Raw genomic sequence first — 19,467 nt, forward strand, 5'->3', positions numbered from 1 at the left:
CGCGCTTTTTCCCTATTTCTGATCCCGCTTGTCTGAACTGATTCCCCGCCAGGAAGGCGCCGCCGTTCTCGTCGGCGTCGATTTCGGGCTGCCCCATTTCGACAGCGAACTAGAGGAACTCGGCCTGCTCGCGCAGACCGCGGGCCTGACGCCCGTCGCCCGCCTCGCGTGCAAGCGCAAGGCGCCCGATGCGGCATTGTTCGTCGGAAGCGGCAAGGCCGAAGAAATCAAGGAGCTGGCTGCCCTTCATCGGGCGAGCGAGGTCATCTTCGACCAGGCCCTGAGCCCCGCGCAGCAGCGCAACCTCGAGCGCCAGCTCGACGTGGCGGTCTACGACCGCACCTTTCTCATCCTCGAAATCTTCGCCCAGCGCGCGCGTTCGCACGAAGGCAAGCTGCAGGTGGAGCTTGCCCGCCTGCAGTACCTCAGTACGCGGCTGGTGCGCCGGTGGTCGCACCTGGAGCGCCAGACCGGTGGCGCGGGCGTGCGCGGCGGCCCGGGCGAGAAGCAGATCGAGCTCGACCGCCGGATGATCAGCGAGTCGATCAAGCGCACGCGAGAGCGCCTCGCCAAGGTGCAGAAGCAGCGCGGCACGCAGCGGCGCCAGCGCGAGCGCCGCGACACCTTCAACATCTCGCTGGTGGGTTACACCAACGCGGGCAAGTCGTCGCTCTTCAACGCGCTGGTCAAGGCGCGCGCCTATGCGGCCGACCAACTGTTCGCCACCCTCGACACCACCACGCGCCACCTCTACCTGGGCGATGCGCGCAGGCAGGTGTCGATTTCCGACACGGTGGGCTTCATCCGCGACCTGCCGCACGGGCTGGTCGATGCCTTCAAGGCCACGCTGCAGGAGGCGGTCGATGCCGACTTGCTGCTGCACGTGATCGATGCCTCCAATCCGCACTACCCCGAGCAGATGGCCGAGGTGCAGTCGGTCCTGCAGGAGATCGGCGCGGACGCCGTGCCGCAGCTGCTGGTCTTCAACAAGCTCGACGCCCTTGAAAGCACGCAGCATCCGCTGCATCTGCAGGACGAGATGGAAATCGACGGCGTCCAGGTTCCGCGCATCTTCCTCAGCGCCAGGACGGGTGAGGGCGTGCCGCTGCTGCGTGCCGAGCTCGCCCGGCAATCGGGCTGCGCAACCGATACGATGACCCCTGCGGCGGACGCTGAATTGCACGACGCCACCGACGGATTGGGCACAATCCCGCCACTGACAAGAGAACGAAGCGAATGAATTCAAAGCCAGCGCGGAGAGGGTTTCTGGGCATGTTCAACCTGAACGACGGCCGATGGGGTCGCGGCGACGAGCCGTCCTCCTCCAGCGGCGACCGCCCGGCCGGAAACCGGCCCCCCGATGCCAATCCCCCCGGCGGCCCCACGCCCCCGCCACAAGGCAGCAATAGCGGCAGCAACAACGGCAACGACAACCGTCCCCGCGGCCAGGGACCCAACCAGGGCCCGCCCGACCTCGATGAACTCTGGCGCGACCTCAACCGCAAGCTCGGCGGCTTCTTCGGCGGCAAGGGCGGCGGCAACCGCCCCAACGGCGGCGGCGGTGGCAACGGCTACAAGCCCGACATGAAGAACGCCGGCTTCGGCATCGGCCTGGTCGCGGCGGTGGCGGTGCTGATCTGGCTCGGCACCGGCTTCTTCATCGTGAACGAAGGCCAGCAGGCCGTCATCACCCAGTTCGGCAAATACAAGAGCACCGTGGGCGCGGGCTTCAACTGGCGCCTGCCATATCCCATCCAGCGCCACGAAGTCGTGGTGACCACGCAGATCCGCTCCGCCGACGTCGGCCGCGACGCCATCGTGCGCTCCACCGGCCTGCGCGAGTCGGCCATGCTGACCGAGGACGAGAACATCGTCGAGATCAAGTTCGCCGTGCAGTACCGCCTGAGCGATCCGCGCGCCTGGCTCTACGAGAGCAAGTCGCCCGCCGACACCGTCGTGCAGGTGGCCGAGACCTCCGTGCGCGAGGTGGTCGGCAAGATGAAGATGGATGCGGCGCTCGCCGAGGAGCGCGACCAGATCGCGCCGCGCGTGCGTACGCTGATGCAGACCATCCTCGACCGCTACAAGATCGGCGTCGAGGTCGTGGGCATCAACCTGCAGCAGGGCGGCGTGCGCCCGCCCGAGCAGGTGCAGGCCGCGTTCGACGACGTGCTCAAGGCCGGCCAGGAGCGCGAGCGCACCAAGAACGATGCACAGGCCTACGCCAACAACGTGGTGCCGCTGGCCACCGGTACGGCCTCGCGCCTGAAGGAGGAGTCCGAGGCCTACAAGGCGCGGATCGTGGCGCAGGCTCAGGGTGATGCGGGCCGCTTCAGCGCGGTGCTGTCTGAATACCAAAAGGCCCCCCAGGTGACGCGCGACCGCATGTACACCGACGCCATGCAGCAGATCTACGCCAGCACGACCAAGGTGCTGGTCGACAGCAAGCAGGGTTCGAACCTGCTGTACCTGCCGCTCGACAAGCTCATGCAGATGAGCGGCGGCAACGCTGCCACGCCAGTCGATGCGGCCAGCCCCAGCGTTGCCGGCACGGCGCCGGCACAGTCCTCGGTCATCCCGGTGGCCCCCACCACCAGCGACGTGCGCGGCCGCGACGGCCGCTCGCGTGACCGTGACGTGCGTTGAGAAAGGCCCGCAATAACATGAACAGAATCGGATTCATCGCCACCTCGATCCTCGTGCTGCTCGTCCTGGCAAGCTCGATGCTCTTCGTGGTCGACCAGCGCCAGTTCGGCGTGGTCTACGCACTCGGCCAGATCAAGCAGGTCATCACCGAGCCCGGCCTCAACTTCAAGCTGCCGCCGCCGTTCCAGAACGTGTCGTACATCGACAAGCGCCTGCTGACGCTCTCCAGCGTGGACACCGAGCCCATGCTCACGGCTGAGAAGCAGCGCGTGGTGATCGACTGGTACGTGCGCTGGCGCATCAGCGACCCGCAGGCCTACATCCGCAATGTCGGCCTCGACGAGAACGCTGGCGCGATGCAGCTCAACCGCGTGGTTCGCAACGCGTTCCAGGAAAACATCAACAAGCGCACCGTGCGCGACCTGATCTCGGTGCGCCGCGAGGCCCTGATGGCGGACGTGCAGCGCGAGGTGCTGTCGGTGGTGAAGGGCAGCAAGCCCTGGGGCGTGGACGTTGTCGACGTGCGCATCACCCGAGTCGACTACGTGGAAGCCATCACCGAGTCGGTCTACCGCCGCATGGAAGCCGAACGCAAGCGCGTGGCCAACGAGCTGCGTTCCACCGGCACGGCCGAGGGCGAGAAGATCCGCGCCGATGCCGACCGCCAGCGCGAGGTGATCGTGGCGAATGCATACCGCGACGCCCAGAAGATCAAGGGCGAGGGCGATGCCCAGGCTGCTGCCGCCTACAGCGAGGCCTTCGGGCGCGACCCCCAGTTCGCGCAGTTCTATCGCAGCCTCGAGGCCTACAAGCAGAGCTTCAACAAGAAGAGCGATGTGATGGTGCTCGACCCGTCGTCGGACTTCTTCCGCGCCATGCAGGGCTCGGGCTCGAACACCGCCGCACCTCGCCGTTGACCACGCCAGGCCTCAGCCGTCCTCAGGAGCCGTGAGCGCCGATACTTTCTGGAGCGCGCTGGCGCTCGTCCTGGTGATCGAGGGCATCCTGCCTTTCGTGTCGCCGGGAGGGTGGCGGCGCGGCTTCGGCCAGCTCATGCAGCTGCGCGACGGCCAGCTGCGCTTCTTCGGGCTCTGCAGCATCCTTCTGGGGCTGGTCCTGCTCTGGATCCTGGCCTGATTCGGCCCGCCGATCGACGCCTGCGCCGGGCCGGTTGCCCGGTGCCGGTAGAATCCCGTTTTAATCACGCCCCCGATCCCCATGTCCGCCTGGGTCCTCCCGGATCACATTGCCGATGTGCTGCCCTCCGAGGCCCGCCACATCGAAGAACTTCGACGTCAGCTGCTCGACACCGCCCGTGGCTACGGCTACGAGCTGGTGATGCCGCCGCTGCTTGAGCATCTCGAGTCGCTGCTCTCCGGCACCGGCGAGGCGCTCGACCTCCAGACTTTCAAGCTAGTCGACCAGCTTTCCGGCCGCAGCATGGGCCTTCGCGCCGACACCACCCCCCAGGTGGCGCGCATCGATGCCCACCTGCTGAACCGCGACGGCGTGGCCCGCCTGTGCTACTGCGGCCCGGTGCTCCACACCCGCCCGGACCGCCCGCACGCGACCCGTGAGCCCCTGCAGTTCGGCGCCGAGATCTACGGCCACGCGGGCCTCGAGGCCGACACCGAAACCCTGCTGCTGGCGCTCGACTGCCTCGATGCCGCCGGCCTGCGCGAGGGCGTGATTGTCGACCTGGCCGATGCCCGCATCGTGCGTGCGCTGTTCGCCGGCGTGCCGGTCGACGGTGCCACCCTGGCGCAGGTGCATGCGGCGCTGGCGGCCAAGGACGCCAGCGAGCTCGAATCCCTCACCAGGAATTTCCCCGCCGCCTCGCGCGACGGCCTGCGCGCGCTCATCCAGCTCTATGGCGACGAGGCGGTGCTCGACGAGGCAGCCAAGGCCCTGAAGGGCACTCCCGCGGTCGGCACCGCGCTGGCCGACCTCAAGCAGCTCGCTGCGGGCCTGCAGGGCGTGCCCGGACGCCAGATCAGCTTCGACCTGGCCGACCTGCGCGGCTATGCGTACTACAGCGGCATGCGCTTCGGCATCTACGTGCCAGGCGCGGCCGATTCGCTGGTACGCGGCGGCCGCTATGACGAGGTGGGGGCCGTGTTCGGCCGCAACCGCCCGGCCGTCGGCTTCAGCCTCGACGTGCGCGAGCTGGTCGGCGTGCTGCCGGCCCGTCCGCTGCGCGCCGCCATCCGCGCGCCCTGGAGCGACGCGGCCGGCCTGCGTCAGGCCATTGCCCAATTGCGCAAGGCCGGCGAAACGGTAGTCTGCGTGCTGCCGGGCCATGGCAGCGAAATCGATGAATTCCACTGCGACCGCGAGCTCGTCGAGCAGGCCGGCCAGTGGAGTGTCCGAGCGATCTGATTTTTTGAAGTAATGGAACGAGCATGAGCGTAACCACCGGAAGAAACGTGGTCGTCGTCGGCACCCAGTGGGGCGACGAAGGCAAGGGCAAGCTGGTCGACTGGCTGACGGAGAGCGCCCAGGGCGTGGTCCGTTTCCAGGGCGGCCACAACGCGGGCCACACGCTGGTCATCAACGGGGTGAAGACCGCCTTGCACCTGATTCCGAGCGGCATCATGCGCCCCGGCGTCAAGTGCTACATCGGCAACGGCGTGGTGCTGTCGGCCGCCAAGCTGTTCGAGGAGATCGAAGGGCTGGAGAAGGCCGGCGTCGAAGTGCGTTCGCGCCTGCGCATCAGCGAGGCCTGCCCCCTGATCCTGCCGTTCCACGCCGCGCTGGACATCGCGCGCGAGGCCTACCGCGAGAAGGGCGGCATCGAGAAGATCGGCACCACCGGTCGCGGCATCGGCCCGGCCTATGAAGACAAGATCGCCCGCCGCGCGCTGCGCGTGCAGGACCTGAAGCATCCCGAGCGCTTCGCCGCCAAGCTGCGCGTGCTGCTCGAGCTGCACAACCATGTGCTGACCCAGGTGCTGGGCGCGCCTGCCATCGACTTCGACCAGGTCTTCGACGAGGCGATGAAGCACGCCGAGCTGCTCAAGCCCATGATGGCTGACGTCTCGCGCGAACTGAACGACGCCAACCGCAACGGCGCCAACCTGCTGTTCGAAGGCGCGCAGGGCACGCTGCTGGACGTGGACCACGGCACCTATCCGTACGTCACCTCCAGCAACTGCGTGGCCGGCAATGCCGCTGCCGGTTCGGGCGTGGGCCCTGGCATGCTGCACTACATCCTGGGCATCACCAAGGCCTACTGCACCCGCGTGGGCGGCGGTCCGTTTCCGACCGAGCTCGACTGGGCGACGCCCGGCACGCCCGGCTACCACATGAGCACCGTGGGCGCCGAGAAGGGCGTGACCACCGGCCGCAGCCGCCGCTGCGGCTGGTTCGACGCGGCCCTGCTCAAGCGCTCGGCGCAGGTCAACGGCCTGTCGGGCCTGTGCATCACCAAGCTCGACGTGCTGGACGGCCTCGAGAAGCTCGAGCTGTGCACCGGCTACGAACTCGATGGCGAGACTACCGACATCCTGCCCATGGGCGCCGACGAGATCGAGCGCTGCACGCCGATCTACGAAACGCTGGAAGGCTGGAGCGAAAGCACCGTCGGCGTCACGCAATACGACAAGCTGCCGATCAACGCGCGCCTCTACCTGCAGCGCATCGAACAGGTCACCGGCGTGCCGATCCACATGGTGTCGACCAGCCCCGACCGCGACCACACGATCATGATGCGCCACCCCTACCTGGCCGACTGATCGATCAGGCCAACCTCCCAGGCTTGCCCGCTTCGTGCGGCCGCCAAACCCCTTGCAGGGGGCAACACCAGCGGCCCGGCAAGGCCGGTTCCGCGGTGTTCCCAAAGAAGAGACATTGAAGGAAGACCCACGCTATGTTGACTGAAGACGGCAAGCATCTCTACGTCAGCTACGACGAGTACCACAACCTGATCGAGAAGCTCGCGATCAAGGTGCACCAGTCGGGCTGGCAGTTCGACACCATCCTGTGCCTGGCGCGCGGCGGAATGCGCCCCGGCGACGTGCTCTCGCGCATCTTCGACAAGCCGCTGGCGATCATGTCGACGAGCTCGTACCGCGCCGATGCCGGCACGGTACAGGGCCATCTCGACATCGCCCGCTACATCACCACGCCCAAGGGCGAGATCGCAGGCAAGGTGCTGCTGGTCGACGACCTGGCCGACTCCGGCCACACGCTGCACGCGGTGATGGACATGCTGCGCAACAACTACAAGCCGATCACAGAGCTGCGCAGCGCGGTGATCTGGACCAAGGCACTGTCGACCTTCACGCCCGACTACTCGGTCGAGTACCTGCCGACCAACCCCTGGATCCATCAGCCCTTCGAGGGCTACGACTCGCTCGGCGCCGAGAAGCTGATCGAGAAGTGGTCGGTCTGATCCGACCCTGCCGGCGCCCGGTCACCCGGCGTCGGTGAACATGGCGGTGTAGCGCCGCTGCATCTCCTGCGGCGTCAGCTTCTCGATGCTGTGCCCCACGTTCCAGCGATGGCCGAAGGGGTCGCGAAAGACGCCGGAGCGTTCCCCATAGAACTGGTCCTGCGGCGCCATGTCGAGCGTGGCGCCCGCCTCGATGGCCCGTGCCACGACGGCGTCTGCGTCGTCCACATGCAGGTGCAGCGTGACGGCCGTGCCGCCCAGCGTACGGGCGCTGTGGATGTTGCACTCGGCGAACTCGTCGGAAATCATCAGGATCGCGCCGTTGTGGAAGTCCAGTTCCGCGTGGCCGATGCGCCCGCTCGGCTCGGTGAGCCGGAAGATCTCCTTCACCTCGAAGACCTTGCAGTAGAAATCGATGGCTGCGCCTGCATCGTGGACGCAGAGGTACGGAAACAGTTCGTGGATTGCCATGGCCTGCGTGTTCCTGCGGTTGAGTGGAGTGGGCGCGATTCTGGTGTTCGTCGCGCGTGCCGTCTTGGACAAATTTGACCTGCCGCCACCCGGGGCTCAGTCTTTTGCCTCGATGCGCACGTGCCTCGGGGAAGCCGGCGCCGCACGCCGATAGGTCTGCGGCGACATGCCCGCGATGGCGCGGAAGTCGCGATTGAGATGCGCCTGGTCGGTGTAGCCGGCTTCCAGCGCCAGCTCGACCCAGGGTCGCTCGGAAGCGATCGCGAACTGCCAGAGCAGGCGATCGAAGCGCAGCATGCGCGCGTACTGCTTGGGCGCCAGCCCGGTCATGCCGCGAAAGAGCGCGATGAAGCGCCTGTGGCTGTAGCCGCTCTGTTTCACCAGCCGGCCGATGGCGATTGCCTGCCCGTCGTCGTCCGTGGCGCTCGCGCCGGACATCCGGGCCAGTGCCTGCGCCACCGCAGGATGCATTCCGTGCGCTGCGGAAGAGGCAAGGCGCGCTTCGAGCAGCGCGGCGACGATGTCGAGCTGACGCGGCAGCGAATCGGCCGCCTGCAGCCGCTCGAGCGCGAAGCCCGCGTCCGCGCCCCAGAGCGCCTCGAGCGGGGTGTGCCGCTCGGCCAGCGCGTCTTCCGGCGCTCCAAGCAGTGCCATGGCCGCGCCTGGCTGCAGCATGACGCCGACCGAGCGCGTCGCCACCGAGACGTCTCGCACGTAGAAGACCGAGCGGGTTCCGCCCACCATCGCGTGGCCCACCGTGAAGCCGAGCGAATCGGCATCGCCGCGAAAGAGGCGCAGGGAGGGCCCCGAGAGCCGGAAGACCAGGTGCATGCCGCCGGTGGGCAGCACGTGCTCCCGCGCGCCCGGTCGCTCCGCTGGCGCGCCGTCGGGCGATGAGGCCCACATCAGCCGCACGAAGGGCCGCAGGCGGGGAGGAGGAACGCGCGTCAGCTGCACTGTCTCGGGGCTTCCTTGATGAAGGGCGGAACGGGGCACCGGCCGATCCGCCCATTGTGCGACCGAAGCTTCGCGCAAGGGCCGCCGGAGGCCACCCAATAGGTCCCGGAAAGCCTCCAAGGCCGCTCGCGCTAGCATGCACCCATGAGCAAGCCTTCCACGAACCTGATCCATCACCCCTACGTCCCGCCCGCCACCTTCTCCGCGCCGCAGCCCGGCGTGTTCAAGGCATCGACCGTGTTCTTCGCCGACGTGGCCGCCATGCGCGCGCGCGACTGGCGCACCAAGGCCGGCTACACCTACGGCCTGCACGGCACGCCCACCACTTTCACCCTGGAAGAGCGACTGGCCACGCTCGAGGGCGGCACCGAATGCCTGCTCGTGCCCAGCGGGCTGGCCGCCATCTCCCTGGTCTCCTTCGCCTTTCTCAAGACCGGCGACGAGGTGCTGATCCCCGACAACGCCTACGGCCCGAACAAGGCGCTGGCCACCGGCGAGCTGGCCAACTTCGGCATCACACACCGCCTCTACGATGCGATGAACCCGGCCGACCTCGCCGCCAAGCTCTCCGATCGCACGCGGCTGGTGTGGCTGGAAGCGGCCGGCTCGGTCACCATGGAGTTCCCTGACCTGCCAGCGCTGGCGAGCATCTGCCGCTCGCGCGGCGTGCTGACCGCCCTCGACAACACCTGGGGCGCAGGCCTGGCTTTCGCACCCTTCGATTTCAACGGCAGCGGGCAGGGCGTCGACATCTCGGTGCACGCGCTCACCAAGTACCCCAGCGGCGGCGGCGACGTGCTCATGGGCAGCGTGACCACGCGCGACGAGCGCCTGCACCGCGCGCTCAAGCTCACGCACATGCGCATGGGCTTCGGCATCGGCGTGGGCGACGTAGAGACGCTGCTGCGCTCGCTGCCCAGCATCGCGCTGCGCTACGCGGCCCACGACCGCGCGGCGCGCGAGCTGGCCGGCTGGCTCAACGGCTGCGAGGAGATCGCGCAGGTGCTGCATCCTGCGTTCGAGGATTCGCCCGGCCATGCCCACTGGCGCGCGCTGTGCGGCGAAACCAACCTGGCTGCCGGCCTGTTCTCGGTGGTGTTCGACGAGCGCTTCAGCACCGAGCAGGTCGACCGCTTCTGCGACGGCCTGCAGCTCTTTCGCCTCGGCTATTCGTGGGGCGGGCCGATCAGCCTCGTCGTGCCCTACGACATCGGCCTGATGCGCGACGCGAGCGTGGCGCGCTGGCCCTACAAGGGTACGCTCGTGCGTTTTTCCATCGGCCTGGAGGACGTGGAAGACCTGCGCGCCGATCTTCGGCAGGCGCTGGCGCGGATGTAAGAAATCGCATCGCGCAGCCGGCGTCCTGTTGCCTCGATCGCGTCATGGGGTACCTCCTTGAGACTGCACCTTTATCGCTTACAGTAGGACACGGCAGTCAACCCGACCGCCTCGCCTCAAGGAGAAGCAGTGGCAACACCCAACTACGGCTACGAAAAGCGACAGAAGGAGCTGGCCAAGAAGAAGAAGAAGGAAGAAAAGCTTCGCGAGAAGGCGAACCGCAAGCTCAATCCCAGCAGCGAAGGGCTTGCGCCCGGAGATCCCGAAACCGACGTTGCCTCGCTCGAGCGCGATCCGCCCACGGTGCCGGACCTGCCCACCAAGAACGGCTGATCCACCCAGCTCGCCGATCCATCAAAAAAGCCGCCGCAGGCAATCGCCCGCGGCGGCTTTTTCATTGCTTGGGCAACATCTTGCGCAGCTCGGCCCAGACGTTGTCGAGCAGCTGGGGCTGCGCAGCCGCCGTCGGGTGGATGCGGTCGGCCTGGAACAGCGAGAGCGCATCGGGCGCGTCGGCCACGCCCTTGAGCAGGAAGGGCACGAGCGCCGACTTGGTCGCTGTGGCCACCTTGGAGAACACCGCCTCGAAGCGCCGCGTGTAGTCGGCCCCGTAGTTGGGCGGCACCTGGATGCCGACGATCAGCACCTTCGCGCCCGCGGCCTGGGCGGCCTTGGTGATCTGCATCAGGTTGCTCTCGGTGTCGGAAATCGGCAGCCCGCGCAGCGCGTCGTTGGCACCGAGTTCGAGCACCACCAGGCTGGGCTTGTGCTGCGCGAGCAGCGGCGCGAAGCGGGCGCGGCCGCCGGAGCTGGTGTCGCCGCTGATGCTGGCGTTGACCACGGTTGCAGAAATCTTCTGCTGCGCAAGCCTTTTCTCGAGCAAGGGTACCCAGCCTTCGCCGCGCTTGAGGCCGTACTCTGCGCTCAGCGAATCGCCGAGCACCAGGATCACCGGCTTGCCCGAGGCAGCCGTGGAAGACGAGGCCTGGGCCCGCGCCGCCGTCGTCCATATCCCCGCGCTGCCGAGCGCGGTGGTGGTCAAGATAAAGTCACGTCGATTCAAAACCAGAGCCTTTCCATGTCCCAACCCCCGTCTGATGCCATTGTCGCCGTCGAGCATGTGTTCAAGTCCGTCACCGATTCGGCAGGCACGCTGGACATTCTGCAGGACATCGATTTCACCCTCGGCGCGCGGGAAACCGCCGCCATCGTCGGCGCCTCCGGCTCGGGCAAGAGCACGCTGCTGTCGATCATCGCCGGGCTGGATACGCCCACGCGCGGCACCGTGAAGCTCGCGGGGCAGGACATCTTCGCCATCGACGAGGACGAGCGCGCCGCCGTCCGTGCGCAGCGCGTGGGCTTCGTGTTCCAGAGCTTCCAGCTGCTCGGCAACCTGAGTGCTCTCGAGAACGTGATGCTCCCGCTGGAGCTGGCCAACCGCAAGGACGCCCGCAAGGCCGCCACCGAGATGCTCGGCCGCGTCGGCCTCGGCCAGCGCCTGGGCCACTACCCGAAGGTGCTCTCCGGCGGCGAGCAGCAGCGCGTGGCGCTGGCCCGTGCCTTCGTCGTGCAGCCTGCGCTGCTGCTGGCCGACGAACCGACGGGCAGCCTGGACTTCGCCACCGGCGAGCAGGTCATGCAGCTGATGTTCGACCTCAACCGCGAACTGGGCACCACGCTCGTGCTCGTCACCCACGACCGCGGCATCGCGGCGCGTTGCGAACGGCGCATCACCATCGAGGCCGGACGCGTCGCACTTAATGAAAAAGTGGCTCTGGCGCCTGCCTGACAAGAGCAATAAGCTATTAAATAAATAGCAGGCCACATTCAAAGGAGATTGTTCATGGAGGAACTTCCGCCCGACGCCGTCCTGGCGCTGCAGCGGGGCAGGATGATCGAGGCCATCAAGATCGTGCGCGATCGCACGGGCATGGACTTGAAGTCGTGCAAGGAGGCCGTCGATCGTTTCGTCGATCGGCAGGAGGCGGGCGAAGGCGATCCCATGGTGGCAGGCGGTCACGGCGGCCCCACCGCGGCAAGGCAGGACCGCGGCTTCGCGTCGATGCCTTCCACTGCCCTCACGGCGCTGGCACAGGGCAACAAGATCGAGGCGATCCGCCTCACGCGTGAGGCCACCGGCCTGAGCCTCGCGGCGGCCAAGCGGCTGGTCGACAACCATGACGATCCGACCCTGGGCGCCTTCGGCCCCCTGACCCAGCACATGCCCCGGCGTCCCATGGACGAGCCGGGCCGCGTGCACGACAGCGGCTACAAGTGGCTGCCGGTGCTCATCGTCCTGCTGGCGGCGGTCATGGTGTGGCTGCTGTTCGGCCCGAAGGCCTGAATCGAGAAGACCCATAGATGATCGTTCCCCAGTTCTGGGCCGAAGGCCGCATCCAGGAGCGCGTGGCAGGCAAGCAGATCACCGTGCGCCGCTACGGTTGGTCCGACGAGAGCCCCGTGGCCGCGCAGGCGCATGCCGACCAGCGCACCCGCGACGCCTTCGACCGCATCGCCCACAAGGGCGAGGACCTCGAGCGTCGCGAGCGCAAGCTGGCATACAACGGCGCCGAGGGCGTCCCGATCCGCGAGGAGATCGTCGAGCGCCAGGGCGACGCCGTCGTCACGCGCAACGGCTACGGCGCGCGCTGCCTCAACACACCCGACGTGCTGTTCGTCGACATCGACTTCGAGGAGCCTCTGCGCGGCAGCGTTTTCGGCTTCGCATTGGTGCCGGCACTGATCGCAGGCGTGGTCGGCGGTTGGGCCGCCAGGACGTGGCTGGGCGGGCTGATCGCGGGCCTCATCGTCTTCGCCGTGGCCTGGTTCATCGGCCAGCGCAAGAAGCGCGGCGAGCCCAGCGGCAACCCGTCGCCCGAGAAGCGCGCCGCCGAGCGCATCGCGCGTTTCGTCCATCAGCATCCCGACTGGCACCTGCGCGTCTACCGCACACCCGCGGGTTTCCGGCTGCTGGCGATGCACGACGTGTTCAATCCTTCCGACACCGCGGTGGCCGACTGCTTCCACGCGCTGGGCGTCGACAAGGTCTACGCGCGCATGTGCCGCAACCAGAACTGCTTTCGCGCCCGCGTCAGCGCCAAGCCCTGGCGCATCGGCATCGGCGACCACATCCGGCCGCGGCCGGGCGTGTGGCCGGTGTCGCCGGACAAACTGCCCGTGCGCGACGCCTGGATCTCGCGCTACGAGAAGGCTGCCGAAGGTCACGCCGCCTGCCAGTACCTGGAGAGCGTGGGCAACGGCGCGAAGGTGCATCCGAAGGCGCAGGCGATCCAGGAGCTTCACGACGAGCGCACCCGCGCGCTCAGCGGCCTGCCGATCGCCTGAGCGGACAGGCGCACGGGGCCACCCCGAGGGGGCAGGGATAATCCACGGATGTCTTCCCCCAAAGTGATCTTCGGCTTCCATGCCGTGGGCGTGCGCCTCAAGACCGCGCCGAAGTCGGTGCTCGAAGTCCTGTTCGACGCCAGCCGCCGCGATGCGCGCATGAAACAGTTCCTGGCCCGCGCGCAGGAAACGGGCGTGCGCCTGATCGAGGCCGACGGTGCCCGGCTTTCCAAGCTCAGCGGCAGCCACGGCCACCAGGGCGTTGTGGCGCGGGTCGAGCCCGTCGCCCAGGTCCGCTCCCTGGACGAACTGCTCGAAGGCCTCGAAGAGGCCGGCACCGTGCCGCTGCTGCTGGTGCTCGACGGGGTGACCGATCCGCACAACCTCGGCGCCTGCCTGCGGGTGGCCGACGGCGCCGGTGCGCACGCGGTCATCGCCCCCAAGGACCATGCGGCAGGCATCAACGCCACCGTCGCCAAGGTGGCGAGCGGCGCGGCCGAGACGGTGCCGTACTTCATGGTCACCAACCTTGCGCGCACGCTGAACGAACTCAAGGAGCGCAACATCTGGTGCGTGGGCACCAGCGACGACGCGCCGGGCACCATCTACCAGAGCGACTTCAAGCGCCCGCTGGCGCTGGTGCTGGGCGCCGAGGGCGAGGGCATGCGTCAGCTCACGCGCAAGACCTGCGACGAGCTCGTCAGCATTCCGATGGCCGGGGCGGTCGAGAGCCTGAACGTCTCGGTGGCCAGCGGCGTGTGCCTGTACGAGGCGCTGCGCCAGCGAAGCGCCTAATCCATCGGCGATCCACCCTTGCGGTGGAAATAGATCAGTTCCGCCACCCGCCGCATCTGCGGCGTGCCCAGCAGGCGGTTGAACATCCAGTCGTTCTGGAAATGGTCGAAGGCCCAGCGCAGCGCGCGCTTGAGCCTGAAGCCAGGGTAGCCGCGCACGAACCACGTGGCCGGGTCGCCTACCTCGCCCCGGATGAACCGAGCCACCGCCTCGCCTGCACGCTGCCCATGAAGCAGGGCGGTGTGGATGCCGCCCGCAGTCACCGGCGACACCATGCCGGCCGCATCGCCCACCAGCAGCGCCCGATCGCGCGCCACCACGGGCAGCACCCCGCCGCAGGGGATCATGCCCGCGCGAACCGCGACGGGCGGCGCATCGCCGGGCGTGACGGCAGGGGCGATCTTTCGCAGCAGCGGATCGAGCTTCAGCGCACCCGCGTCGCTGTGCCCCACGCGACGTGCCAGCCCGATCTGGCTCACGCTCACGCCTTCGAGCGCCCAGCCGATATAGCCGGGTGCCAGCTTGCGGTCGATGAAGCAATGGAGCAGGTCGGGTGCCATCTTCGCGCCCTGGTACTCGTGTTCCACGCCGTAGAGAAAGCGCGTGTTGCGCGACAGGCCCAGCGCCTTGGCGACGCGCGAATGCGGACCGTCTGCGCCGACGAGGTATGTCGCCTTGATGCAGGGACCCTGCGTCAGCGGCACTTCCCAGTGGCCGTCGAGCCACAGCGCCTGTTCGAACAGCGTGCCCAGCCGCACCTCGACGCCGCAGTCCCGGGCCGAGTCCACCATCCAGTCGAGCAGCGCGGGTGCGTCGGTGGCCCAGAACCAGTAGCCCGGCGCATGCAGGTCGACGTGGTGCATGTCGGGGGCATAGAGCCGCACGCCTTCGATGCGGCGGACCAGCGCCGGAGGCACCTCGGCCAGCCATGGCACGCTGTCGACCGCGTCCTTGACGATGATGCCGGTGGTGTGGAGCTTGGCGCCCGCAGCGGTCTTCTTCTCCAGCACCATCACGCTGAGTCCGGCGAGCGCTGCGGCGCGGGCGCAGGCGAGGCCCGCGAAGCTCGCGCCCACGACGAGCAGGTCTACCTTGAGGGTTCCCGTGCCACTGCCGGCATAGGAAGCCGGTGCGGGTGCCGCGGAAGAGGCGGAGGGGAGAAGCGGGGAGAAGAGGCTGGTGGATGTGTGCATGGGGCCGCTGACTTGAAGCAACGCACACCGCTTGGTGCGATGCGCGCTGCGAAGTTAGCGGCCCGATGTGCGGGCGGCGTGAAGCCCGCGTGAACTCAGGACCAGGCTCAGGACGGGTCCTTGCCTCGCGTGCGGCCCACCGCGCTGAAGATGCCGATGCCCAGCAGGATCACCGCACCGATGCCGATGTAGAGCGTGGGCACGCCGGCCACCGAGGCACCCCAGGCGACGCCTGCCAGGAAGATCAGGAAACCGATCATGTAGAGCGCGAAAGACATCGTGTTCCTCCTAAAGTCTGGATGTCTCGCAGTATTCCCGGCGCCGCGGCGCGCAGCACCGGTGCGTGCCGGCTGTGCTTGTGGGAGGGTGCCTACCGAGTGGGTACGCGATTTCCGCGCGCTGCGGACCTACTCGGGGCTCGCCACCAGCAGGTAGCGGCAGGCGCTGCCGCCGAGCGCCTTGAAGACCAGCGGCCGGTTCACGCCGAAGTCCAGGCGGTCGCCCGGTGCGAGCTCGAAGCGCTCGTCGCCGTAGTCCACCTGCAATTCGCCTTCGAGCATCCAGAGGCATTGCCGGTACGGCTTGCCGCTCCAGCGTGGATAGTCGACCCGAGCCTCTCGCGGCAATTCGATCTCGACCATCTCGACTCCGCTGCCCGCCTGGCGCTCGGCGACCTGCCTCCGCAGGTAGCCTGCCTGCGGGTCGCGCCACACCTCCTGCTCGGCGCGCCTGCGCAGCCGCTGGGGCTGCGCCTTTTCCTCCGTCAGCAGTTGCGCCAGCGGCACGCCCAGCCCCGCGGCCAGCTTGCCAAGCAGCACCGCCGTGGGACTGCTCTGGGCGCGCTCCACCTTGGAGATCATGGCCTTGCTCACGCCCGAGCGCTCGGCCAGGTCCGAGAGGCTCAGGCCCTGCGACTGGCGCAGGGCCAGCAGCCGGGAGGCTATCAGCAGGTCGATGCTCTGGCCGGCAATGCCGACGGAAGCCGGATCAGGAGATGAATCGTTTCCCATATGAGATTATTATTCTCATATATTGAACGAAGTTTCAATGAAATCCGAACGAGGACCCGCACCATGCGTCTCATCACGTGCACCGAAGAAGCCCACGCCGCCGCGATCCTGGCCATCCTGAACGAGGCCATCGTCAACTCCACCGCCCTGTACGACTACAAGCCGCGCACGTCCGAGAACATGGTGACCTGGTTCGCCACCAAGCGCGCCAACGGCTTTCCGGTGATCGGGGTCGAGGACGAAAGCGGCAAGCTGCTGGGCTTCGCGAGCTACGGCACTTTCCGCGCCTTTCCCGCCTACAAGTACACGGTGGAGCACTCGGTCTACGTCGACAGCGCGCACCGCGGCAAGGGCCTGGGCCGCACGCTGATGGAGGCCATCGTCGAAGAGGCGGTCAAGCGTGACGTCCACGTGATGGTCGGCGCCATCGACGCGGCCAACGCCGGCAGCATTGCATTGCACCAGAGCCTGGGCTTCGAGCACTCGGGCACGGTGCGCCAGGCGGGCTTCAAGTTCGGGCGCTGGCTGGACGTGGCCTTCTACCAGCGCATCCTCGCCACGCCGCTGAACCCGGTGGACGGCTAGTTCAGGGCAAAGAAGCGCATCACCACCTCGGCCGGGTTGCGCACGCCGGCGCCGGTGAACATGCGCTCGTTGATCCACTTCAGCGACGCCGACGCGGTCTCGAAGCGCGGACTGCAGCGGAAGTACACCTGCGAGGGATCGACCGGCTCGCCGCGCAGCAGCCTGGCCATCACCTCGGGCGAGGCGCTGCGCATCGCGCTGTTGTGCACGTAGATCAGGTCGCCTGCGTCGGTCTCGAGGCCGTAGCGCGCGTCGAGCTCCGAGAGCGTGTCGCTCACGATCAGCTGGAAGTCGCTGCCGCCCGGCAGCACGCGCGCACGCCAGCCGTGGCCGATGGCCTCGCCGCCGAGGATCGGCACCACGCGGCGCAGCCCGCGCGGACTGCTGCCCAGCACCTGCGGCACGCCCACCTGGATGCTCAGGTCGGCGAAATGCTCCAGCGTGGGAGCGGCGATGGCGTCGAAGGTGCTCATCGGGTCAGGCCGCGGGCTTCGCCGTTTCGGCGCTGGCGCGGTCGAGCATCTCGATGGTGCCTGCGTCCAGCTTCAGCTGCGTCGCGACCACGAGCTCCTCGAGCTGCGCGATGGAGGTGGCGCTGGCGATCGGCGCCGTCACGCCCGGGCGCGCGATCTGCCACGCGATGGCCACCTGGCCCGGCTTGGCGTTGTACTGCTGGGCCACCTTGTCGAGCGCATCGAGGATGCGCAGGCCGCGCTCGTTGAGGTACTTCCTGGTGGTGTTGGCGCCGCGCGCGCTCTTGGACGCGTCGGCCTCGGTGCGGTACTTGCCCGTGAGGAAGCCTGCGGCCAGCGCGTAGAAGTTGATCACGCCCACTTCGCGCTTGATGCACAGGGGCTCCAGCTCGTCTTCGAACACCGCGCGATCGTAGAGGTTGTACAGCGGCTGCAGGCTCTCGTAGCGGGCGATGTCCAGGCGTTCCGACACGTCGAGCGCCTCGGCCAGGCGCGGTGCGGTGTAGTTCGATGCACCGATCGCGCGCACCTTGCCTTCCTTGATCAGCTCGTCGAAGGCGCCGAGCGTCTCCTCCAGCGGGGTGTTGGCGTCGTCGTCGTGCGACTGGTAGAGGTCGATGTAGTCCGTCTGCAGGCGCTTGAGCGAGGCCTCCACGGCTTCGCGGATGTACTTGGGCGCGAGGCCTACCTTGCCTTCGCCCATCGGCTTGCCGACCTTGGTGGCCAGCACCACGCGGTTGCGCTTGCCGCTCTGCTTGAGCCACTTGCCGATGATGGTCTCCGACTCGCCGCCGGTGTGGCCCGGCACCCATGCCGAATACACGTCCGCGGTGTCGACGAAGTTGAAGCCGGCGTCCAGCCAGGCATCGAGCAGCTTGAACGAGGCGGCCTCGTCGACGGTCCAGCCGAACACGTTGCCGCCGAAGGCGAGCGGGGAAACCTGGAGGCCGGAGCGGCCGAGCGGGCGAAGTTGCGACATGTCGATGTGTTCCTGATGAAGAGGATGGGAAAGTTCAGACGAAGCCCACGGCGCCCAGCACCGCGCCGGCGCCGAGCAGCCAGAGCAGGTGGATGCGCGTGCGCCAGACGAGCGCGGCAGCGCCGGTCAGCAGCCACAGGTGCCACGCGGGCGCATCGCCGGCATGGTTTCCTGCTGCCAGCACCCAGCCGGTGGCGATCAGCAGCCCGACCACCACGGGCGCCATGCCCTGCTTGAAGGCGCGGACCTCGCGCCGCGTGCGGTTGCGGTGGCCCCAGCGGGTGGCGAAGTAGGTGAGGGTGGTGCTCGGCAGCATGATGCCCAGCATCGTGACCAGCAGGCCGAAGAGGCCGAGCACCCAGGCATGCGGCCCGGCACCGATGCCGCCGCCGGCATTGAGCCCCACGTTCCAGCCCATCAGCGCCACGAACAGCACGTTGGGCCCGGGCGCCGCCTGCGCGATCGCGACCGAGGAGCTGAACTGCGCGTCGGTGAGCCAGCCGTGCTGCGTGACGAGGTAGCGGTGCATGTCGGGCACCGTGGTGATGGCGCCGCTGATCGACAGCAGCGACAGCAGCATGTACTGCCCGAGGAGGGCCAGCCAGTCGTGCCATTGCATGGCGATGGTCATGGGGCGATCCTCTTCCAGGTCCAGATGCAGGCCGCGCCGCCGAGCACCAGCAGCACCCAGCCCAGCGGAATCTTCAGCACCGCGATGGCCACGAACACCAGCGCCATGATGACCAGGCAGGTCGCGAAGCCCAGCGGGTGCTTGCGCAGCTGCGGCACCAGCTTGACGCCCGTGGCGGCGATCAGCCCGCCCGAGACGGCCCCCATGCCCCGCAGCGCCGCCGCCACCTGCGGGTTGCCCGCATAGTGCGCGTACAGCACGGCCAGAGCGAGGATCACCACCAGCGGAATGGTCAGCATGCCCGCGACCGCCGCCAGCGCGCCGCGCAGGCCGAAGTAGCGGTCGCCGATCATCAGCGCGAGGTTGATCACGTTGGGCCCCGGCATCACCTGCGCCACGGCCCAGTCTTCGAGGAACTGCTCGGGCGTGAGCCATTTCTTCTTCTCGACCATCTCGCGCTGGACGATGGCGAGGACTCCGCCGAAGCCCTGCAGCGCGAGCCAGGTGAACGAGACAAAAAGGTCGCGCGGCGACTGGGGATGGGCTGCAGGAGGAGACGGTTGCATGTCGAGCGATTATCGTAGGCAGGCATTCGACATGCCGGGCGCCGCCGCGACACGGCGGTGCCCGGCCGCTTCAAGGGTTTCAAGG

At 68.0% G+C, this 19,467-nt stretch carries 24 protein-coding genes; 14 read left to right on the forward strand and 10 right to left on the reverse strand.

The features are described from left to right. Positions 1–28: 28 nt before the first annotated feature. From hflX to FHY06_RS00905, 7 genes are all read left to right on the forward strand, one after another. Positions 29–1,240 carry a GTPase HflX gene (hflX, locus tag FHY06_RS00875; RefSeq protein WP_019653112.1) on the forward strand — a complete coding sequence of 404 codons (1,212 nt, stop codon included), beginning with the start codon at positions 29–31 and terminating at the stop codon, positions 1,238–1,240. Between the two features lie 32 nt (positions 1,241–1,272). Then, on the forward strand, positions 1,273–2,646 hold the full coding sequence (hflK, locus tag FHY06_RS00880) for an FtsH protease activity modulator HflK (protein ID WP_019653111.1): 1,374 nt from the start codon (positions 1,273–1,275) through the stop codon (positions 2,644–2,646). A 17-nt stretch (positions 2,647–2,663) separates the two neighbouring features. After that, the gene (gene hflC, locus FHY06_RS00885) at positions 2,664–3,563 is read left to right on the forward strand and encodes a protease modulator HflC (protein ID WP_019653110.1); all 900 of its coding nucleotides are present in this window, start codon (positions 2,664–2,666) and stop codon (positions 3,561–3,563) included. 31 nt (positions 3,564–3,594) lie between these two features. Beyond that, positions 3,595–3,783: a DUF2065 domain-containing protein gene (locus FHY06_RS00890; RefSeq protein WP_019653109.1), complete on the forward strand. Its 189-nt coding sequence runs from the start codon at positions 3,595–3,597 to the stop codon at positions 3,781–3,783. 81 nt (positions 3,784–3,864) lie between these two features. Next, positions 3,865–5,025 (forward strand): ATP phosphoribosyltransferase regulatory subunit, encoded by a 1,161-nt coding sequence (locus FHY06_RS00895; RefSeq protein WP_184602859.1) that lies wholly within the window; start codon positions 3,865–3,867, stop codon positions 5,023–5,025. Positions 5,026–5,048: 23 nt separating this feature from the next. Then, positions 5,049–6,380, forward strand: coding sequence for an adenylosuccinate synthase (locus FHY06_RS00900; protein ID WP_019653107.1), 1,332 nt, complete (start codon positions 5,049–5,051; stop codon positions 6,378–6,380). Between the two features lie 134 nt (positions 6,381–6,514). Continuing rightward, positions 6,515–7,039, forward strand: a complete 525-nt coding sequence (locus tag FHY06_RS00905; RefSeq protein ID WP_019653106.1) for a phosphoribosyltransferase — start codon at positions 6,515–6,517, stop codon at positions 7,037–7,039. 21 nt (positions 7,040–7,060) lie between these two features. Here the strand turns inward: FHY06_RS00905 and FHY06_RS00910 are convergent, their stop codons facing one another. Both FHY06_RS00910 and FHY06_RS00915 read right to left on the reverse strand, forming a co-directional pair. Beyond that, the gene (locus FHY06_RS00910; RefSeq protein WP_184602862.1) at positions 7,061–7,510 is read right to left on the reverse strand and encodes a VOC family protein; all 450 of its coding nucleotides are present in this window, start codon (positions 7,508–7,510) and stop codon (positions 7,061–7,063) included. A 96-nt stretch (positions 7,511–7,606) separates the two neighbouring features. Next, positions 7,607–8,467 carry an AraC family transcriptional regulator gene (locus FHY06_RS00915; protein ID WP_184602864.1) on the reverse strand — a complete coding sequence of 287 codons (861 nt, stop codon included), beginning with the start codon at positions 8,465–8,467 and terminating at the stop codon, positions 7,607–7,609. Positions 8,468–8,611: 144 nt separating this feature from the next. On the opposite strand from FHY06_RS00915, the gene FHY06_RS00920 reads away from it, so the two are divergent. Beyond that, on the forward strand, positions 8,612–9,805 hold the full coding sequence (locus FHY06_RS00920; RefSeq protein WP_184602866.1) for a PLP-dependent transferase: 1,194 nt from the start codon (positions 8,612–8,614) through the stop codon (positions 9,803–9,805). A 129-nt stretch (positions 9,806–9,934) separates the two neighbouring features. Further along, positions 9,935–10,138, forward strand: a complete 204-nt coding sequence (locus tag FHY06_RS00925) for a hypothetical protein (RefSeq protein ID WP_019653102.1) — start codon at positions 9,935–9,937, stop codon at positions 10,136–10,138. A 61-nt stretch (positions 10,139–10,199) separates the two neighbouring features. Here FHY06_RS00925 and FHY06_RS00930 read toward each other — a convergent pair whose 3' ends face one another. Beyond that, on the reverse strand, positions 10,200–10,847 hold the full coding sequence (locus FHY06_RS00930) for an arylesterase (protein WP_221404086.1): 648 nt from the start codon (positions 10,845–10,847) through the stop codon (positions 10,200–10,202). A 36-nt stretch (positions 10,848–10,883) separates the two neighbouring features. Between FHY06_RS00930 and FHY06_RS00935 the strand changes: the two genes are divergently transcribed. Genes FHY06_RS00935 through rlmB form a run of 4 tightly spaced genes read left to right on the forward strand, consistent with a single transcriptional unit; the run spans position 10,884 to position 13,945 of the window. Then, positions 10,884–11,594, forward strand: coding sequence for an ABC transporter ATP-binding protein (locus tag FHY06_RS00935; RefSeq protein WP_026346226.1), 711 nt, complete (start codon positions 10,884–10,886; stop codon positions 11,592–11,594). A gap of 54 nt (positions 11,595–11,648) precedes the next feature. Then, complete coding sequence (locus tag FHY06_RS00940; RefSeq protein WP_051127551.1) at positions 11,649–12,149, forward strand: hypothetical protein; 501 nt, start codon at positions 11,649–11,651, stop codon at positions 12,147–12,149. A 17-nt stretch (positions 12,150–12,166) separates the two neighbouring features. Beyond that, positions 12,167–13,150, forward strand: a complete 984-nt coding sequence (locus tag FHY06_RS00945) for a hypothetical protein (protein ID WP_132799705.1) — start codon at positions 12,167–12,169, stop codon at positions 13,148–13,150. 48 nt (positions 13,151–13,198) lie between these two features. After that, on the forward strand, positions 13,199–13,945 hold the full coding sequence (gene rlmB, locus FHY06_RS00950) for a 23S rRNA (guanosine(2251)-2'-O)-methyltransferase RlmB (RefSeq protein ID WP_093201517.1): 747 nt from the start codon (positions 13,199–13,201) through the stop codon (positions 13,943–13,945). Here rlmB and FHY06_RS00955 read toward each other — a convergent pair. From FHY06_RS00955 to FHY06_RS00965, 3 genes are all read right to left on the reverse strand, one after another. After that, positions 13,942–15,138 (reverse strand): NAD(P)/FAD-dependent oxidoreductase, encoded by a 1,197-nt coding sequence (locus FHY06_RS00955; RefSeq protein ID WP_184602868.1) that lies wholly within the window; start codon positions 15,136–15,138, stop codon positions 13,942–13,944. The genes rlmB and FHY06_RS00955 overlap by 4 nt on opposite strands. A gap of 107 nt (positions 15,139–15,245) precedes the next feature. Continuing rightward, a complete protein-coding gene (locus tag FHY06_RS00960; protein WP_019653095.1) occupies positions 15,246–15,416 on the reverse strand; it encodes a hypothetical protein in 171 nt (56 codons plus the stop codon). A 129-nt stretch (positions 15,417–15,545) separates the two neighbouring features. Then, complete coding sequence (locus tag FHY06_RS00965; RefSeq protein ID WP_184602870.1) at positions 15,546–16,148, reverse strand: helix-turn-helix domain-containing protein; 603 nt, start codon at positions 16,146–16,148, stop codon at positions 15,546–15,548. A gap of 63 nt (positions 16,149–16,211) precedes the next feature. Here FHY06_RS00965 and FHY06_RS00970 point away from each other — a divergent pair, with 63 nt between their 5' ends. Next, entirely contained in the window at positions 16,212–16,733 is a 522-nt protein-coding gene (locus FHY06_RS00970; RefSeq protein WP_132750779.1) for a GNAT family N-acetyltransferase, read from the forward strand. Here the strand turns inward: FHY06_RS00970 and FHY06_RS00975 are convergent. Genes FHY06_RS00975 through FHY06_RS00990 form a run of 4 tightly spaced genes read right to left on the reverse strand, consistent with a single transcriptional unit; the run spans position 16,730 to position 19,382 of the window. Beyond that, positions 16,730–17,206, reverse strand: a complete 477-nt coding sequence (locus FHY06_RS00975; RefSeq protein WP_019653092.1) for a DUF3237 domain-containing protein — start codon at positions 17,204–17,206, stop codon at positions 16,730–16,732. The genes FHY06_RS00970 and FHY06_RS00975 overlap by 4 nt on opposite strands. Positions 17,207–17,210: 4 nt before the next feature. Next, positions 17,211–18,185, reverse strand: a complete 975-nt coding sequence (locus tag FHY06_RS00980; RefSeq protein WP_184602872.1) for an aldo/keto reductase — start codon at positions 18,183–18,185, stop codon at positions 17,211–17,213. Between the two features lie 34 nt (positions 18,186–18,219). Next, positions 18,220–18,816 carry a chromate transporter gene (locus FHY06_RS00985; protein ID WP_184602874.1) on the reverse strand — a complete coding sequence of 199 codons (597 nt, stop codon included), beginning with the start codon at positions 18,814–18,816 and terminating at the stop codon, positions 18,220–18,222. Further along, the gene (locus FHY06_RS00990; protein ID WP_019653089.1) at positions 18,813–19,382 is read right to left on the reverse strand and encodes a chromate transporter; all 570 of its coding nucleotides are present in this window, start codon (positions 19,380–19,382) and stop codon (positions 18,813–18,815) included. The genes FHY06_RS00985 and FHY06_RS00990 overlap by 4 nt, the downstream gene beginning before the upstream one ends. Positions 19,383–19,467: the final 85 nt, after the last annotated feature.

The sequence above is a fragment of the Variovorax atrisoli genome (assembly GCF_014195185.1).
Lineage (GTDB): Bacteria > Pseudomonadota > Gammaproteobacteria > Burkholderiales > Burkholderiaceae_C > Variovorax > Variovorax atrisoli.

Excerpts from the sequence above, each read along its gene's own strand:
- hflK (WP_019653111.1), top strand. The coding sequence starts at position 1,273 with ATGTTCAACCTGAACGACGGCCGATGGGGTCGCGGCGACGAGCCGTCC.
- hflC (WP_019653110.1), top strand. The coding sequence starts at position 2,664 with ATGAACAGAATCGGATTCATCGCCACCTCGATCCTCGTGCTGCTCGTC.
- FHY06_RS00895 (WP_184602859.1), top strand. The coding sequence starts at position 3,865 with ATGTCCGCCTGGGTCCTCCCGGATCACATTGCCGATGTGCTGCCCTCC.
- FHY06_RS00900 (WP_019653107.1), top strand. The coding sequence starts at position 5,049 with ATGAGCGTAACCACCGGAAGAAACGTGGTCGTCGTCGGCACCCAGTGG.
- FHY06_RS00905 (WP_019653106.1), top strand. The coding sequence starts at position 6,515 with ATGTTGACTGAAGACGGCAAGCATCTCTACGTCAGCTACGACGAGTAC.
- FHY06_RS00910 (WP_184602862.1), bottom strand. The coding sequence starts at position 7,510 with ATGGCAATCCACGAACTGTTTCCGTACCTCTGCGTCCACGATGCAGGC.
- FHY06_RS00920 (WP_184602866.1), top strand. The coding sequence starts at position 8,612 with ATGAGCAAGCCTTCCACGAACCTGATCCATCACCCCTACGTCCCGCCC.
- FHY06_RS00935 (WP_026346226.1), top strand. The coding sequence starts at position 10,884 with ATGTCCCAACCCCCGTCTGATGCCATTGTCGCCGTCGAGCATGTGTTC.
- FHY06_RS00940 (WP_051127551.1), top strand. The coding sequence starts at position 11,649 with ATGGAGGAACTTCCGCCCGACGCCGTCCTGGCGCTGCAGCGGGGCAGG.
- FHY06_RS00945 (WP_132799705.1), top strand. The coding sequence starts at position 12,167 with ATGATCGTTCCCCAGTTCTGGGCCGAAGGCCGCATCCAGGAGCGCGTG.
- rlmB (WP_093201517.1), top strand. The coding sequence starts at position 13,199 with ATGTCTTCCCCCAAAGTGATCTTCGGCTTCCATGCCGTGGGCGTGCGC.
- FHY06_RS00955 (WP_184602868.1), bottom strand. The coding sequence starts at position 15,138 with ATGCACACATCCACCAGCCTCTTCTCCCCGCTTCTCCCCTCCGCCTCT.
- FHY06_RS00960 (WP_019653095.1), bottom strand. The coding sequence starts at position 15,416 with ATGTCTTTCGCGCTCTACATGATCGGTTTCCTGATCTTCCTGGCAGGC.
- FHY06_RS00965 (WP_184602870.1), bottom strand. The coding sequence starts at position 16,148 with ATGGGAAACGATTCATCTCCTGATCCGGCTTCCGTCGGCATTGCCGGC.
- FHY06_RS00970 (WP_132750779.1), top strand. The coding sequence starts at position 16,212 with ATGCGTCTCATCACGTGCACCGAAGAAGCCCACGCCGCCGCGATCCTG.
- FHY06_RS00975 (WP_019653092.1), bottom strand. The coding sequence starts at position 17,206 with ATGAGCACCTTCGACGCCATCGCCGCTCCCACGCTGGAGCATTTCGCC.
- FHY06_RS00980 (WP_184602872.1), bottom strand. The coding sequence starts at position 18,185 with ATGTCGCAACTTCGCCCGCTCGGCCGCTCCGGCCTCCAGGTTTCCCCG.
- FHY06_RS00985 (WP_184602874.1), bottom strand. The coding sequence starts at position 18,816 with ATGACCATCGCCATGCAATGGCACGACTGGCTGGCCCTCCTCGGGCAG.
- FHY06_RS00990 (WP_019653089.1), bottom strand. The coding sequence starts at position 19,382 with ATGCAACCGTCTCCTCCTGCAGCCCATCCCCAGTCGCCGCGCGACCTT.